This is a genomic window from Oscillatoria sp. FACHB-1406 (genome assembly GCF_014698145.1).
In the GTDB taxonomy this organism is placed as follows: Bacteria; Cyanobacteriota; Cyanobacteriia; order Cyanobacteriales; family Spirulinaceae; genus FACHB-1406.
On sequence record NZ_JACJSM010000028.1, the window covers coordinates 34,392 to 48,090 of the forward strand.

At 52.7% G+C, this 13,699-nt stretch carries 14 protein-coding genes; 9 read left to right on the forward strand and 5 right to left on the reverse strand.

Translation table 11 applies throughout. The features are described 5' to 3' along the window. Entirely contained in the window at positions 1-123 is a 123-nt protein-coding gene (locus H6G50_RS24515) for a hypothetical protein (protein WP_277882716.1), read from the forward strand. Between the two features lie 63 nt (positions 124-186). Here the strand turns inward: H6G50_RS24515 and H6G50_RS21030 are convergent, their stop codons facing one another. Then, complete coding sequence (locus tag H6G50_RS21030) at positions 187-462, reverse strand: hypothetical protein (RefSeq protein ID WP_190720915.1); 276 nt, start codon at positions 460-462, stop codon at positions 187-189. Beyond that, entirely contained in the window at positions 450-833 is a 384-nt protein-coding gene (locus H6G50_RS21035) for a four helix bundle protein (protein WP_190720917.1), read from the reverse strand. The genes H6G50_RS21030 and H6G50_RS21035 overlap by 13 nt, the downstream gene beginning before the upstream one ends. A gap of 91 nt (positions 834-924) precedes the next feature. Here H6G50_RS21035 and H6G50_RS21040 point away from each other — a divergent pair, with 91 nt between their 5' ends. The 5 genes from H6G50_RS21040 (at position 925) to H6G50_RS21060 (ending at position 5,871) form a co-directional block, all read left to right on the forward strand. Beyond that, positions 925-1,797, forward strand: coding sequence for a hypothetical protein (locus H6G50_RS21040; RefSeq protein ID WP_190720918.1), 873 nt, complete (start codon positions 925-927; stop codon positions 1,795-1,797). Continuing rightward, a complete protein-coding gene (locus tag H6G50_RS21045; RefSeq protein WP_190720921.1) occupies positions 1,794-3,317 on the forward strand; it encodes a hypothetical protein in 1,524 nt (507 codons plus the stop codon). The genes H6G50_RS21040 and H6G50_RS21045 overlap by 4 nt, the downstream gene beginning before the upstream one ends. Then, complete coding sequence (locus tag H6G50_RS21050) at positions 3,314-3,640, forward strand: hypothetical protein (protein WP_190720925.1); 327 nt, start codon at positions 3,314-3,316, stop codon at positions 3,638-3,640. The genes H6G50_RS21045 and H6G50_RS21050 overlap by 4 nt, the downstream gene beginning before the upstream one ends. After that, positions 3,633-4,220, forward strand: a complete 588-nt coding sequence (locus H6G50_RS21055) for a hypothetical protein (protein ID WP_190720928.1) — start codon at positions 3,633-3,635, stop codon at positions 4,218-4,220. The genes H6G50_RS21050 and H6G50_RS21055 overlap by 8 nt, the downstream gene beginning before the upstream one ends. 535 nt (positions 4,221-4,755) lie before the next feature. Continuing rightward, on the forward strand, positions 4,756-5,871 hold the full coding sequence (locus tag H6G50_RS21060) for a PDDEXK nuclease domain-containing protein (protein WP_199303308.1): 1,116 nt from the start codon (positions 4,756-4,758) through the stop codon (positions 5,869-5,871). 88 nt (positions 5,872-5,959) lie between these two features. Here H6G50_RS21060 and H6G50_RS21065 read toward each other — a convergent pair whose 3' ends face one another. Next, positions 5,960-7,153: a pentapeptide repeat-containing protein gene (locus H6G50_RS21065; RefSeq protein ID WP_190720931.1), complete on the reverse strand. Its 1,194-nt coding sequence runs from the start codon at positions 7,151-7,153 to the stop codon at positions 5,960-5,962. A gap of 675 nt (positions 7,154-7,828) precedes the next feature. Between H6G50_RS21065 and H6G50_RS21070 the strand changes: the two genes are divergently transcribed. From H6G50_RS21070 to H6G50_RS21080, 3 genes are all read left to right on the forward strand, one after another. After that, on the forward strand, positions 7,829-9,616 hold the full coding sequence (locus H6G50_RS21070; RefSeq protein WP_190720934.1) for a hypothetical protein: 1,788 nt from the start codon (positions 7,829-7,831) through the stop codon (positions 9,614-9,616). Positions 9,617-9,926: 310 nt separating this feature from the next. After that, the gene (locus tag H6G50_RS21075; RefSeq protein WP_347239977.1) at positions 9,927-10,580 is read left to right on the forward strand and encodes a restriction endonuclease; all 654 of its coding nucleotides are present in this window, start codon (positions 9,927-9,929) and stop codon (positions 10,578-10,580) included. Between the two features lie 157 nt (positions 10,581-10,737). Beyond that, entirely contained in the window at positions 10,738-12,138 is a 1,401-nt protein-coding gene (locus H6G50_RS21080) for an SAM-dependent DNA methyltransferase (protein WP_190720937.1), read from the forward strand. Here H6G50_RS21080 and H6G50_RS21085 read toward each other — a convergent pair. Further along, on the reverse strand, positions 12,096-12,563 hold the full coding sequence (locus H6G50_RS21085) for a hypothetical protein (RefSeq protein WP_206756588.1): 468 nt from the start codon (positions 12,561-12,563) through the stop codon (positions 12,096-12,098). The two genes, H6G50_RS21080 and H6G50_RS21085, sit on opposite strands and share 43 nt — an antisense overlap. Positions 12,564-12,655: 92 nt before the next feature. Continuing rightward, complete coding sequence (locus H6G50_RS21090) at positions 12,656-13,405, reverse strand: AAA family ATPase (RefSeq protein WP_242032931.1); 750 nt, start codon at positions 13,403-13,405, stop codon at positions 12,656-12,658. Positions 13,406-13,699: the final 294 nt, after the last annotated feature.

Sequence of the window (13,699 nt, forward strand, 5' to 3'; positions counted from 1 at the left end):
ATGATGCACCTGCTCCGACAACTCGCGAGAGCCGCCTTGAATGCCTTCCGAAACAGTGCCGCACCGAGCCTCGAATCTGAATTCGACCCCGAAGTGGTAACGCTGTTGGTGCGAGTCGCCTAACAAAAAAAGCAGACTAAGTTTGCCGCTTAGCACTGCTCCAACTTAAAAAAACTTCTTCGCTAACTATGCCACAAAACGAGCGGCGAGGGGGTGAGAGGGCGAGGGGGCGAGGGGGCGAGGGGGTGAGAGGGTGAGAGGGTGAGGGGGCGAGAGGGTGAGGGGGCGAGAGGGTGAGAGGGTGAGGGGGCGATTTTTTCTCAGTCTCCCCGTCTCCCAGTCTCCCCGTCTCCCAGTCTCCCCGTCTCCCACTCTCCCAGTCCCCAAGTCTCCCCCTCTCCCCGTCTCCCAAGTCTCCCCCTCCCCAAGTCTCCCAAGTCTCCCAAAAATCAAAGCAGCCATTGCTCGGGTTGGTTAATCATTTTGACCAAGCTTCCCAGGATGTGATTGTAGGTTCCATAAAGCTCCCTGCCGGTATTGAGTTCTAAATACCCGCATTTAACCGCAAACTTCAGCCACACCTGAACCTCTGCGGCTTCAGCCTCAGAATCGCTCAATTTAGCGACGAATGCTGCTTTATATCGGCGCTTTCGCCAAGCTTCGGCGAGATTGGCGCAGACAGAACGGGAACAACGGCGAATTTGGTCTGTTAAGGAATATCGCTCTTCGAGGGGAAACCGCTTTGACAACTCAAAAATTGCCATAGCCGCCTCGAAAGCTCTCTGATAAACCTCCAAATCTTCGTGAGTTCTGACCCTCTTCTTCTCCACCATCCCTCAACGACTCAACTTAGCTCTCTTCCCTCAAGAGTAAGCCATCCCCCCCTCTCCCCCTCTCCCCCTCTCCCCATCTCCCCCTCTCCCTATGACTCCTGTATCAGAATCCGCTAAGGCGCGACGTTCTTGGCAATTACAAGCCTGGGACTATTGCTGCACTCATCCCTGGACGTGGAAACTCGCTGCCAGCATTAGTTTGGGTGCAGTAACCCTCGGCGGAACTATTGTTGCCACGCTAATTGTCACCCGCGCTCCGACAACCGATCGCGTTACGGTTCCCATCTCCCGCCCGAAAACCCCAGAACGCGACCTCACCTGGCTCGCCGACCTCAATTACTGCGCCCCGGAAAGCGGCCGCACGATGCAAGATTGCCTGACTCAAATTCGCCTCTGGCTCGACTACGCCCGAGAAATTGTCGCTGGCGAAGAAGCCTTGCGATATCGCGCCAAAGCGTCCCAATTCATGAGCCTCGGAACGGCTCGAGCCTGCTTCCAAAAGCCGCAACTGGTGTGCCTGGGGAGTTTTGCTCGAAATATTAACCGCGACTTGGAAAAGGCTTATACCTTGCCCGAGAGCGATCGCAACGCCGCCATCATCGGCGCGATTAGCCAGTACCAAGCCCTAGTTGACGCGCGCCTCGGTTCCCCGAAAACCGCCCCCGCACCCAGCCGAGGCATTATCCTGCGAATTTTTGAGAAAGCCGAAAGCGACATCGCACTCTACTTAGGGACTGACCCCACCAGTAACACTGCCCTAGACAACCTGGGCGAATTCTACGAATACAACAGCGACCTGCCTACACCGAAACCCTCACCCCCTACCCCCCCGGTCACTGAGCGCAGTCGAAGCGCCATCTCCCCCTCACCCCCTCTTCCAGTCCCCCCGTCCCCTCCTCGCCCCCTCTCCCAGTCACCCTCTCCCACTCCCCAACCCATCCCCCCACCTCCAGGACGAAGATGAACACCACACTCCTCAAAAAACTCAGCATCGGCGGCGGCTACGGACTGGCGCTCCTCTGCTGCCTCCTGGCTTTTCCCAGCTATAAAGCGCAGACCGAAGAAACCATTTCTCAAACCCTAGATTCTGTAGACCGCGCTCTCAATGACCCGAACGCGCCCGCCGAAATCGCGATCGCTGCCTCCCCCGCCCGATATCCCCTAGCTGGATTTCTGGTGCGAGCTTCCGTAGGGTTTGCCCTGCTTGGGACGGGCGGCACAGTCTGGACTCTTTTTGGCAAAGCGGAACAGCACCAACCCACACCGCCCTTCCTCCTCCCTCCCGCTGCTAGCAATTCCGCACCCTCGCTCCCCTATCCCCTCTCCTCGTCTCCCACTCCCCCCGTCTCCCCCTCACCCCATCACCCCATCACCCCCACTCCCACTAAATACGGGGACTTCGAGCAGCGCCGAGCGCACCTGTTTCAATCCCTCGCCAATTCCCCGCAGGCTTGGATTCTGCAATTGTTGGAAGCCACACCCGTTCTGATTTGGGGCGAACAGCAGTCGGGCAAAACCGAACTGGCGCAAATTATTGCCCTGCTGAGAATGGTTTTCCTCTTCCATGCGGTCGAAGTGGCCGACCCCCACGGGCATATCAATGAATGGTTGCCTTGCTTTCCGGTGTTTGGGAGCGAATTTGACTACGACGCGATCGACGCTCGCCTGGTCGCCTACCGGGAGCGCCTCAAATCCAGTCCCCACGCCAAACAGCCCATCACCACGATTTGGGACGAGTTCACCCAATACGCCGAAAACTGTACCTGTCAAAAGACCAAAGAATTCGACTTTATCAAGTCCATCATTGCCGAAAGCCAGAAAAAGGACGAATTCCCCATCGCTATCTCCCACGGACGCACTCAGACAGCTAAAGGCGGCACGACGGGAACCGACGAGATGTTCGAGAACGGATTTATTCAAATTCACCTGCTGGCCCAGCGGAACGCCACCGGACGGGCGATGCCTTCGGGTCGCGGGTTCCTGAAAGGACTGACTAAGGATGCCAACGGCAAACCCGAGCAAATCGCGATCGCGCTTCCTTCCTGGCTGAGGGCTGCCGCTTTGTACCAATACTTCCCTGAAATCAATAATCCCGCCCTCTCAACGCTTCCAGAACGCGCCCCGCAAAGCGGCTCCCTTCGGGATCGCCCCTTCCCCTCCCCAAGCGCCGCTTCCTCTGCTACCCCCAGCTATGCCAATCTCGCCCAACACCTCGACAACCTAATGGATTCCGAAACCATTGCCCCGCATCTGGCAGCCATTCTCAAATTCGCTCTGGTGCAAGGCGAACCCGTCAAAGCGCGGGACATTCAACGCGCTTCGGCGACAGCCCACCCGGATTTAGATGCCGAAACCATCCGCCTCCTGCGGTCTTTAAAAGCCGATGTCATCCAAAGTGCTTTTCAAGAACTGGCGGCTTTGGGCAAAGGGCATTGCCAGGAAGAAGGAAGCAGTTTGTTGTTTGTCCCGGGGCGAGAAGAATGAAGATTTTTGCGGTTTTGGACGGCTCAAACCCTTGTCCGCTCGTTTTGGACTTCAACGTTCGGACGCACCTGGGACAGCGAAGGCGGATTCGTCTCGGACAGCCCGATCCGTTCTCGCGCTCAATCCCTGGTTTTGCCATCGTCCGCACCATTCATCCGGCATCGTACCCGTTCCAAGCGGTATGCGATCGGGGCAGCACCGATCCGATGTCCTGGGGGCAACCCCAAAACAGAGCGCCGCTAACACCCTCCGTTGCGGCGGCAATCCGTCCCCTTACCGATGCCAAACGTAACTTCAATCAGGAGCAACTGACTTATGGCTAACCGATATGCCTCGCCCCAAGAACAGCCCCCCCGCGATCCTGGGGCGCAACCCTATAATCCCAATGCCCTGGTCAATTGGGAGATGATGCACCGCTTTCATCGCGAAGCCGTCCATCAGGCGACCGAAATCCTTTCCGGCTCTCCCGAAGGCGTAATCGACGGGCTGACCATCACCCGCAAGTCCTGGTCGCGTAATAAAGGCAAAGGAACGATTTTTCTAGTGGGCTTAATCGCAACCCCCATCCTCGCCCTAGGCTTCCTCTTTTCGGCGTTGAGCGCCCATTTCTTCCCCGTGCGGATTGCAGCGGACGAACCCTGGCAAAACCGTGCGGGGAATGCAGTAGGGCGGCTAACCCATACCACTTGGGAAACCGCAAAACCCGCCCTTGCCAGTGCTTACGTCCAGTCCCGCGTCGCGCGACCCCCAGCACAACCCCCGACTGTTAGCGTCGGCAACGAGCGTTTGGTGATGACCGCTGCTGGTTCGACTTCGACGAACACCAGCACGGCGAAGGGAGCTTCGGGATTGCAAGGACTTGACCCCGAAACGCGCAAAGCTGTTGAGGAGTTTCTCAAGTAGCTTCCCTTTGAGGGAGAGGAAGTGAGGGGAGGACTTGGGGGAGTGGGAGAGGGGGAGACGAGGGGAAGGGGAGAAGCCTTGACCTAAATTATGGCACTACGCATCAAAGTTAGGATGCTGCCCAAAGCTAAAAGCTAGAAAGAGCAAGCATTTTGCTGATTACTGACTTCTTACTCCCATCAGAAATCGCCCTCCCCCTCCCCCCCTCACCCACTCACCCCCTCTCCCACTCCCCGTCAACAGACAATCCGTCGCCCGCTGGATCAGGAGCAGCTAAGGGTAAACCCTATCGAAGTCTACGGACTCGACCCTGGGAACCGTGAAGCCTAAGAGGTCTAGCAATCTGGCGCGTAGCGGCGAGAGAGACATTTTTTTACGATTTGCTGCGATCGCGCCCTGGCCATTGAGCCGCGACGCGATCGCGCAACTTTTCTAACTTTGAGCGTACAACTCGCAACGCGATCGCTCTAATAACCTTCTGGGGGCAGAAGAATCGTCAAACCTCCATCTCCCCGCTGCGCTATAGTACGGCGCAATGAAGTACCAACATTTGGAGCAGCGCGTGACTCAAGAGTCCCCAGAGAACCTTCCCGAAAGAACCGAACCTGAAGAAGCCTACCGAGCCATGCTTGACCAAGTTACGGAGTTAATGGAAGCATCGCGTCGCAAGGCAGCCCGCGACCTCAACTCCATCATGACAATCACCTATTGGGAAATCGGGAGGCGCATTGTCGAATCCGAGCAGAAAGGGGAAAATCGGGCTGAATACGGCAAAAAGCTAATCGAGCGACTGGCTAATGACCTCACAGCGCGGTTCGGGCGAGGTTTCTCTCAGCGCAATCTCGAACAGATGAGGCGTTTTTACCAACTTTGGTCAATTCCGCAAACACTGTCTGCGGAATCTGGACGAACTGACATCGAGCCAAAATTCCCTTTGCCTTGGTCGCACTACGTCCAGTTACTATCGGTCAAATCCAACGAAGCTCGCTCCTTCTACGCCACCGAAGCCTTGCAAGGGGGATGGTCGGTTCGACAACTGCGGCGGCAAATCTCGACTCAATTCTACGAACGAACTTTGCTGTCTCGCAATAAGGCGGCGATGTTGCAGCAAGGAAGTCAGTCTCTTCCTACGGAAGTCGTTTCCCCCGAAGAAGAAATCAAAGAGCCGTTCGTTTTAGAATTTCTCGATCTTAAAGACGAGTATTCGGAAAACGACCTGGAAGAGGCACTGATTCGGCACATCGAGAGCTTTCTTCTGGAATTGGGACGAGACTTTGCCTTTCTCGGTCGTCAGCGTCGCTTGCGGATTGGCGACCAATGGTTTCGCGTCGATTTGTTGTTTTTTCACCGCCGCCTGCGCTGTCTAGTTATTATCGACTTGAAGCTGGGAGAGTTTACCCATGCCGATGTCGGTCAAATGCACCTGTATCTGAACTACGCGCGAGAACACTGGACGTATCCCGACGAAAATCCCCCCGTCGGGCTGATTCTGTGCAACAGAAAAGACGAGGCTGTAGCCCACTACGCTCTCGAAGGCTTGCCCAATAAGGTGATGGCTGCCGAATACCAGATGGCGTTGCCCGATGAAAAGTTGTTGGCAGATGAATTAGAGCGGACGCGCCAAAGAATTGAAAATCGCCTCAAAGAATGAGTGTAACCTACTGGTCTATCAAGCTAAATTTTGGTCTGTTCGGGAGATATTATTATTAATACAAAAAGAGCGAGAGGGATGCACTTTTCTACGACGTTTTTTCGGAAAATAGGCGATCGCACATTTCCAGCAACTCTTCTTCCGATAGCTCGAGAGAACGAGCGAGTTCGGCAATCTCTTCTGAAGAGGGTTGTTTTCCTCGAACTAACGCCTTAATAACTTCGGCAGCTACATCAACTACATCAACTTCAATATGTTGCTTCAAGAGTTGATACAGCAGCGGTTCGTGATTGATTGCATGAAGGATGGATGCGAGCTTGAGATTATCCACGCAGATGGTATTCTGAGAGCGAACCCGATCTCCTTCATCGGAAGTGTTCAACCGCTCCTGCTTGGCACCATCGAGTTTGACTTCCCAAACAGAAGCCCCATAAACAGAGCATCGTTTGAGAATCGCGCCTTCTAGGTTGGTATTATCGAGTATTGCCCATCTGAGATCTGCCCCGTTCAGGTTGGCTTGGCTCGAGTTGGTTTTTTTGAGATTGGCCCTCTGAAGGCTAGTCCACTCGAGGTTGGCCCCCTGAAGGTTGGCTCCCTGAAGGTCGGCAGACACTAAGTAGGCGTTACTCAGGTTGGCATTCTTGAGTTTGGCACTCCTCAAATCGGCACGGCTGAGGTTCGCACTTTCAAGCTGGGCATTCTCCAGATTGCATCCGATCAGGTCAGCACCTATCAAATTCGCACATTCAAGTTTCGCCTCTCTGAGATCGGCACTACTGAGGTCTACTCCTTCAAGGTCTATATTGCCAAGACTGCTAATGTCTACGCCATATAGTTCCGGGCGAACATCGGGGTTATTCTCCCGCCACCGATTCCAAGCCTTCGTTCCTTTCTTTAGTAAAGCTAGGTGTTTGGAGTTGATTGCCGACTTGTCTTCATCAACCTTCATCAATCGCTCGTTGATGAAGCGAGCCACTTCCTTGAATTGCCAGAGGGGCAAGCTATGAATTTTCTCGATGAGCTTCTCGGTTGGTGAAGATTTGTGCCGCACTCCAGTTCCAATGTATATATAAAACTCTTCCACATCCATCTGAAGTAGCGCAGCTAGCTGTTGCCAATACTTGCGATCGGGTTCATTCTCTCCCCGCTCCCACTGTCCGACTGATTGAGCGCGAATCGGTGGCTCCAGCAACTCACCGAGTTCCTTTTGGGTTATCCCTATCTCGTCTCGGATCTCTTTAATGAGTTTTGGAAATAAGTTCTCTTTCGCTGAAGATTCCATCTCGCCACCTTCTAAATATCTCGCTCATTCTTTAATTTTTTTGTACTAGCTTCAGGGAGTAGACGTTTCGGTCGCGGCTACTTGTGCTAGAACGTGAAAGCTGCCAATAAGTCCGCAACGCTTACACCAGATAGATAATAAATGAGTTAGACAGCATTTGGAACAGCTTTTCGCTGTCTGTTAAAAAGAAGAGCCTTGTATCCCTCATAGGTGTACAATTGCATATATCGCTCGCGAGGTTTGTCCAATGCCCAACAGGAGGTGCAACCAAAAAACAGCTTAGAACTGAGAACTTCTAAGCTGCCTTCTGGCGATTTTTAACATCGCTAGTTTTTACAACTAAATAAAAGGAACGGGTAGGATTACCACCCCTCATGACGTACCGAGCCTAGGAAACTTGTTGTTACGCCATGAGACCAAAACATCGGACTATGGATGTCCAAATTATCTCAACAGCCTTGAAAGACACATCGATAGGCTCATTGAGAGAGACATCGAGAGACATCAAGAGACTTGTCAAGAGACATCAAGAGACTCATTGAGAGACACCTCGATAGACCCTCGGGGTTGAGACAAGTTTTACTATTCTATCTCGAACATCCACATTTTCACAAGATCTGGTGTCTCTCTCGTTCCGCTGCTTATTCCCTACAACCAGCACGAGAGGTATCATCCATGTCGTCCAAACCGAAAAAATCCCCCCTTCTCCCCGCAGACCCCATCGGCGCGAAATTCTGCCAATACTTCCCGCACCCCTGGAACTTCATCTACGCCCCCGTTCCCCAGCACGGTAAACCCTGCTGGCTCACCGAAACCCGCTACCCCCTCCAACCGCGCAACCTCTGGCAGCAATACAACGACCCCGAACGCCTCGTCGGACTGCGCTTCGGCCCCACCACCCGCTACGGCCTCCTCGACATCGACCAAGGCAGCCCCAACCATCCCAAACGCTGTCCCGGAAACTACCAAAAAATCCTGCACATCCTCGAAGACATCGGCATCGTCCGCACCCTCACCGTCCAATCCAGCCCCTCCGGAGGCCTGCACGTCTACTTCTTCCTCCCCGAAGCAGTCCCCAGCTTCGCCCTCGCCTGCGCCCTCCAGCAAAGACTTTCCGACGAAGGCTACTGGGTCGAAGACGGCCGCTTAGAAATCTTTCCCAACGTCAAAAGCTACACCCCAGGTCAGCCCAGCAACTACAAAGCCCACCGGCTGCCCCTGCAAAGCGGCTCGGTTCTCCTCGACGACGACTTAGGCCCCCTCCCAGGCGACATCAAAACCCTGCTCCATCTCGCCGACACCCAAAGCACCTGCCAAGACATCGAGCGCCTCCAGCAGGTCATGACCGCCGCCCTCGAAGCACACAAAAAAAGTAAATACCACCCAGAGCAATCCAACCGCGCCCAACAATGGTGCAAAGACCTGGAAGAACAAATGAACCAAGGCTGGACCGATAGCGGCCAGACCAACCAACTGCTCAAAACCATCGGCATCTTCGGGCGCGTCTTCCAAGGCATAACCCGCCTCCAAGACCTCGGCCAATACATTCAAAAACAAGCCCAAAAACTCCCCGGCTTCAAACAACACTGTCACCATATTAAAGACCTGCCCAACCGGGCCCGCGACTGGGCCAACAGCATCTTCGGCTATTACAGCCCCTACTGCTCCCATCCCGCGCGAGGCGGCACATACAAACAAACCCTGGACAACCCCCAGCCCAACAGCAACCAGCGCCGCCAGCAGGAAGCACGCGATCGCATCATGGAAGCCCTGCGCCAACTCGAAAAGCAAAACGCCCTCCCCCAGACCGCAAGCGAACGCGCCTTAGCCCTCCAGCAAACCGCAAAAACCCAGTTCGAGATCGGCATCAGCAAACAAACCCTCTACAAAAAAGAAAACCTCCCCCTGTGGCATCCAGACCACCAGCCCCCCCAGCCGAGCAAGCCCGAACAACCCCAGAACTGCGCCACTTCCACCCAATCGCCTCCCAGCCCCGAAACCCCAGCCGAAACGCCAGAAGCCGCACCAGAACCAGAAAGTTCAGACCCAACTCCCTATGAAGGTTTTATGTTTCCATCAGGCGCTCCCGCCCCTCAAAAGGCGGGGGGCGCGATGAGTTTTAATCCGGAAAAAGAAGCTCCCTCGCCAGCAACGTCCCGGGGGCGGTTCTCCAAAACTTCTGAAACTCCCGATTCCTCCGGCTGCTTCGACATCAATTGCGAAGAATGGCGGCTGCTCAAACTCACACTCAAACTCGCCAACCAGGTGCAGCGCCAAATTGCTTGTGGCGGCGACTTTTATCCCGGCAAGAACGCTACGTCCCAAGAGCGCCAGCACCAGCAGAAGCTTGCCAAAATGTTCCTTTACTGGGAATCCGGCGAATCGGCCCTGGTTGCCCAAGTCCGGCAGTGGCTGCAAACCTCCCCCGATCTCACCCCGCAAGAGTGGGATTTGTTCTTCTGAGGCCAGCAAGTCTGCATGAATATAGGGTTCGTGTCACCAGACGCAACTTAGCTGTTCATGACAAATCTTTTCTCAAGAGAAAGTTGCTGCTTGGCTCTCTTCGTCAGGTGTTACATTTATACGTCCTGTCGCCCACTTTCTTTAGCGTCTTAATGTCTTGACTCAATTACGTCTTGACTCAAAGACATATGAACCCTTAAAAAAGTCAAGGTGTAGAGGCGGCAGGTGTAGAGGAAAACCGTCATAGGCGCGAGTGGGAAAATCGTTATACAGTCTACAAATGGCAAGCGAACTCAAAACATAATCGGGAATGATGCCTTTATTAACCGTCGATCTTCTCTGTCAAGAAGCTCAACTTTTCGCTCGAGTCGAGTCCAGCCATCGCGAACCGTTCCTTTATGGCATTACTGACGGGAAAGCCGTGGGAACCTACGTCGAGCATAAGTTTCAAGCGTATTTGCGAACCCGCTACACTTTTGAGAGCGGGAATTCTGCGAAGGGCATTGATTTTCCAGGGTTGAATGTCGATTTGAAAGTGACAAGCAACCGGCAGCCTCAATCGTCTTCTCCCTTTAAATCGGCACGACAGAAAGTTTACGGTCTGGGATACTCCTTATTAATCTTTGTCTACGACAAAACCGACGATTCCCTAACGAATACGAGCAAACTCGACATTCTGCGCGTCATCTTCGTAACCGCAGAACGAACGGCAGACTATCAGACAACGCAAGGAATCCGGCGACTCTTGGAGAACGATGCTAACATAGATGACCTGCTGGCATTTTTTGAAGAGCGGATGCTTTTTCTTGATGATATTCAAGCCGAACAACTTGCCGAAGAAATTTTGGTCAATCCACCAGAGAGCGGCTATTTAACAATTTCCAATGCCTTGCAGTGGAGACTTCAGTATCGCCGCATCATTGCTGAAGCGGGTAACGTATCGGGAATCATTCGGGTGCTTTAAAATGCGTCAGGAGCGGAAAAAGAAAATTGAATATGGCGATTTCCAAACACCGACCGACCTGACTGATAAAATCTGTAGGCTTCTTCGTCAGAGCGGAATTGAGCCTCGCTCTATCATCGAGCCAACCTGCGGGGAAGGCAATTTCCTACTTTCGGCGATGGAGTGTTTTCCCCATGTTGAAAGGGGGATTGGTTTGGAACTCAATGCTGAATACATCGAGCGAACGAACGACAAACTCTACGGCAAACCCTATGCAGACCGCATCAACGTCATTCATGGGGATTTTTTTAAGCTCGATTGGAAGAGCATTACTTGCGAGCTACCTGAACCAATACTCGTTATCGGCAATCCGCCTTGGGTCACAAATTCAACCCTTGGCATTTTGGGCAGTCAGAATCTTCCCCAAAAGACCAATTTTCAGAAGCTTAACGGTCTTGATGCGCTGACGGGAAAAAGCAACTTCGATATTTCGGAATGGATGGCGCTCCGAATCCTAGATTGGTTTGCGATCGCGTCGGGTTGTGTTGCTCTGTTGTGCAAAACGGCGGTAGCGCGCAAGGTTCTTCAGTATGCTTGCCAAAAGAGTTTGCCCGTCGTGCGATCGCGTCTATACCCGATTGATGCTCGGGAGTATTTTGAGGCTTCGGTGGATGCGGGGCTGTTGGTGTGCGAGTTGGGGGAAGGTCAAAGGAACTACGATTGCTCGGTCTACGAAGGGCTTGATAACTCGGTCTGTCTCTCGACCTTCGGCACTCGAGAAGGGCAATCGATCGCGAATCTAGACCTTTTCAAGCGGTGGCAGCATCTCGAAGGAGGAAAGCATTATCAATGGCGATCGGGTATCAAACACGATTGTTCCAAGGTGATGGAACTGCACGGTCAATTTCCACATCTCACCAATGGCTTGGGAGAAACCGTTGAAATTGAAAGTCTTCACGTTTTCCCCCTCCTCAAAAGTTCCGATCTAGCGAACGCCCGTCGCCAATTTCGCCCTCGTTCTGTCATTGTGACCCAAAGCCGAGTTGGGAAGGACACGCAACCGATTCGGGAGGAAGCTCCGAAAACCTGGGCTTACCTGATGCAACACCAGACGCTGTTTGAGAAGCGGAAAAGCTCGATTTACAAGGGAAAGCCTTGCTTTTCAATCTTTGGTGTAGGAGATTATGCTTTTGCTCCTTGGAAAGTTGCCATTTCGGGTCTCTACAAACAATTGTTGTTCCGCGCGATCGCGCCTAGAGAGGGAAAGCCCGTGATGCTGGACGATACGTGCTATTTTATTCCCTGTAACAGCGAAGGGGAAGCCCGTTTTCTCAGCTTTTTGCTCAATTCACAGACTGCCCAGCAGTTTTTCGGAGCTTTCATTTTTTGGGATGCCAAGCGACCGATTACTGCATCCCTTCTCAATCGTCTCGATTTGTTCAAACTTGCCTCGGAGTTGGGGAGAGGCGAAGCGTTTGGATATTATGAAGCGTTTGGATATTATCGGGACAGCGAGACTGATTTTTCTTTTGCGAGCTACAACGAGAATCGGGTTTCTAACTTTTCCTTCATTGTCTGAGCGCGGCGCAGATCGGCGGCTTCTTTGCGCTGCTTTAACCGCTCTCGCGCGATCGCGTTGACTTCTCCCATCGCTTCTGGATGTTCGACCAGATAAAGGTAGGCGGCTTCAAACCACACCTCTTTAGTCAGCTTTTCGTCGGCGCAGAGGTGGCGCATCGCGGTATCGATAGATTCCTCAATGCGAGTAGTTGAGCGGACGACTTTGGGTATTTCTATATTTATATCTTGCAGTCTGTTTGTATTTACGTCTTGGGGTCTATCTACGTTTATGTCTTGTTGCCTATTTGTCTTGATGTCTTGACTCAAAGATGTCTTTACGTCTTGACTTACTGACTCATTGACAATATCGGCTCGTGGGGGAACCGCAGGGCGCGATCGCTTGTTCATGATTCGGTCGAGGGCGTTAGGTTTGTCAGTCATCATCGGGTATGTTAAGTGAATGCACCATCCAGAAAGGACGGTGAGAATGCCAAGTCGCTTTGCTTCAATTCGGAGTTGATAACTCGGTAAGGATGTCAAAGTCGCTCGATTACCCGTTTAAAGGGAAGTTCTAAATTGGGATAACCAAAATCGCTCAACAAAATTCCTTCATCGAGAGCTTGCTTGTATCGCTCGCTCTCCAAAATTGAGGGAAACACCTCCGTCTGGCTTTCAGCAGCGATTTCCTTAATAGCCTTGATAGCAGCAGCACTCTTAGTCGATTGAGAGTTACCGAACCAGCGATCTCGAAACGGAACGATCCCAAGCACTCGACCCGCAAAGGCTCCAAGAGCGTCTAAATGACTCGCCAGTTCCAAGGTTCGCACCAGAGAATTGACTCCTTTGGTCAAAGCCTCAGCGGGAATGAGGAGCCAATCTGCTGCACCGACAGCGGACATCACAATTTGAGAGCGCGTCGGCGGCGCGTCGATAATGCAGTAGTCAAAGTGCTGTGCCACCTGCTGGAGTCGATTGCGGAGAACGACAGCCCCCATTCCGCTGGCGGCTAAGTAATCCTGAGCTTTCGTCAGACCGTCATCAGCAGGAACCAAGAAGAGATTCGAGACAGAGAGCTTGTAAATACTATCGAGAGGTTCGACCGTTCCGGTAATCATCTCCAGAAGCGTGGGAGCGTTCGCTTCTACCTCGTGACCTAAGAAGAAAGTGAGGTTAGCTTGAGGGTCGGCATCGACAACTAGCACTTTACTCGAAGCGGAGAGTAGACGGCTCAAAAAAAATGCAGTGGTGGTTTTTCCCTGACCGCCGGACAGGGAAGCAATAGTCATGGTTCGCATAGCACTTGTTGGCAACAAGACTTTTATATATCTTTGCGTCAAGACATCTTTATGTCAAGACATAAAGATGAGTCGAACTCGGTGTAAGAAGTGCAATATAGCTCCAAAAGAGGGTAAAGGGACTAAATATAGGGTTCGTGTCACCAGAGGCAACTGAGTAAATTCTGCGGCTTGAGGGCTTCCTAGCCCTTAGATTTCCTGAAAGTGCTTATACGCCTAGGTTTTATGCAGATTCGGACGAAATTGTTGCATTGCTCGTCACATCCTAGGGAAAGCAATATTTAT

Coding starts and splice junctions, on each gene's coding strand:
- H6G50_RS21040 (WP_190720918.1), top strand. CDS start 925: ATGACTCCTGTATCAGAATCCGCTAAGGCGCGACGTTCTTGGCAATTA.
- H6G50_RS21060 (WP_199303308.1), top strand. CDS start 4,756: ATGAAGTACCAACATTTGGAGCAGCGCGTGACTCAAGAGTCCCCAGAG.
- H6G50_RS21045 (WP_190720921.1), top strand. CDS start 1,794: ATGAACACCACACTCCTCAAAAAACTCAGCATCGGCGGCGGCTACGGA.
- H6G50_RS21065 (WP_190720931.1), bottom strand. CDS start 7,153: ATGGAATCTTCAGCGAAAGAGAACTTATTTCCAAAACTCATTAAAGAG.
- H6G50_RS24515 (WP_277882716.1), top strand. CDS start 1: ATGATGCACCTGCTCCGACAACTCGCGAGAGCCGCCTTGAATGCCTTC.
- H6G50_RS21080 (WP_190720937.1), top strand. CDS start 10,738: ATGGAGTGTTTTCCCCATGTTGAAAGGGGGATTGGTTTGGAACTCAAT.
- H6G50_RS21055 (WP_190720928.1), top strand. CDS start 3,633: ATGGCTAACCGATATGCCTCGCCCCAAGAACAGCCCCCCCGCGATCCT.
- H6G50_RS21090 (WP_242032931.1), bottom strand. CDS start 13,405: ATGACTATTGCTTCCCTGTCCGGCGGTCAGGGAAAAACCACCACTGCA.
- H6G50_RS21035 (WP_190720917.1), bottom strand. CDS start 833: ATGGTGGAGAAGAAGAGGGTCAGAACTCACGAAGATTTGGAGGTTTAT.
- H6G50_RS21075 (WP_347239977.1), top strand. CDS start 9,927: ATGATGCCTTTATTAACCGTCGATCTTCTCTGTCAAGAAGCTCAACTT.
- H6G50_RS21085 (WP_206756588.1), bottom strand. CDS start 12,563: ATGATGACTGACAAACCTAACGCCCTCGACCGAATCATGAACAAGCGA.
- H6G50_RS21070 (WP_190720934.1), top strand. CDS start 7,829: ATGTCGTCCAAACCGAAAAAATCCCCCCTTCTCCCCGCAGACCCCATC.
- H6G50_RS21050 (WP_190720925.1), top strand. CDS start 3,314: ATGAAGATTTTTGCGGTTTTGGACGGCTCAAACCCTTGTCCGCTCGTT.
- H6G50_RS21030 (WP_190720915.1), bottom strand. CDS start 462: ATGGCTGCTTTGATTTTTGGGAGACTTGGGAGACTTGGGGAGGGGGAG.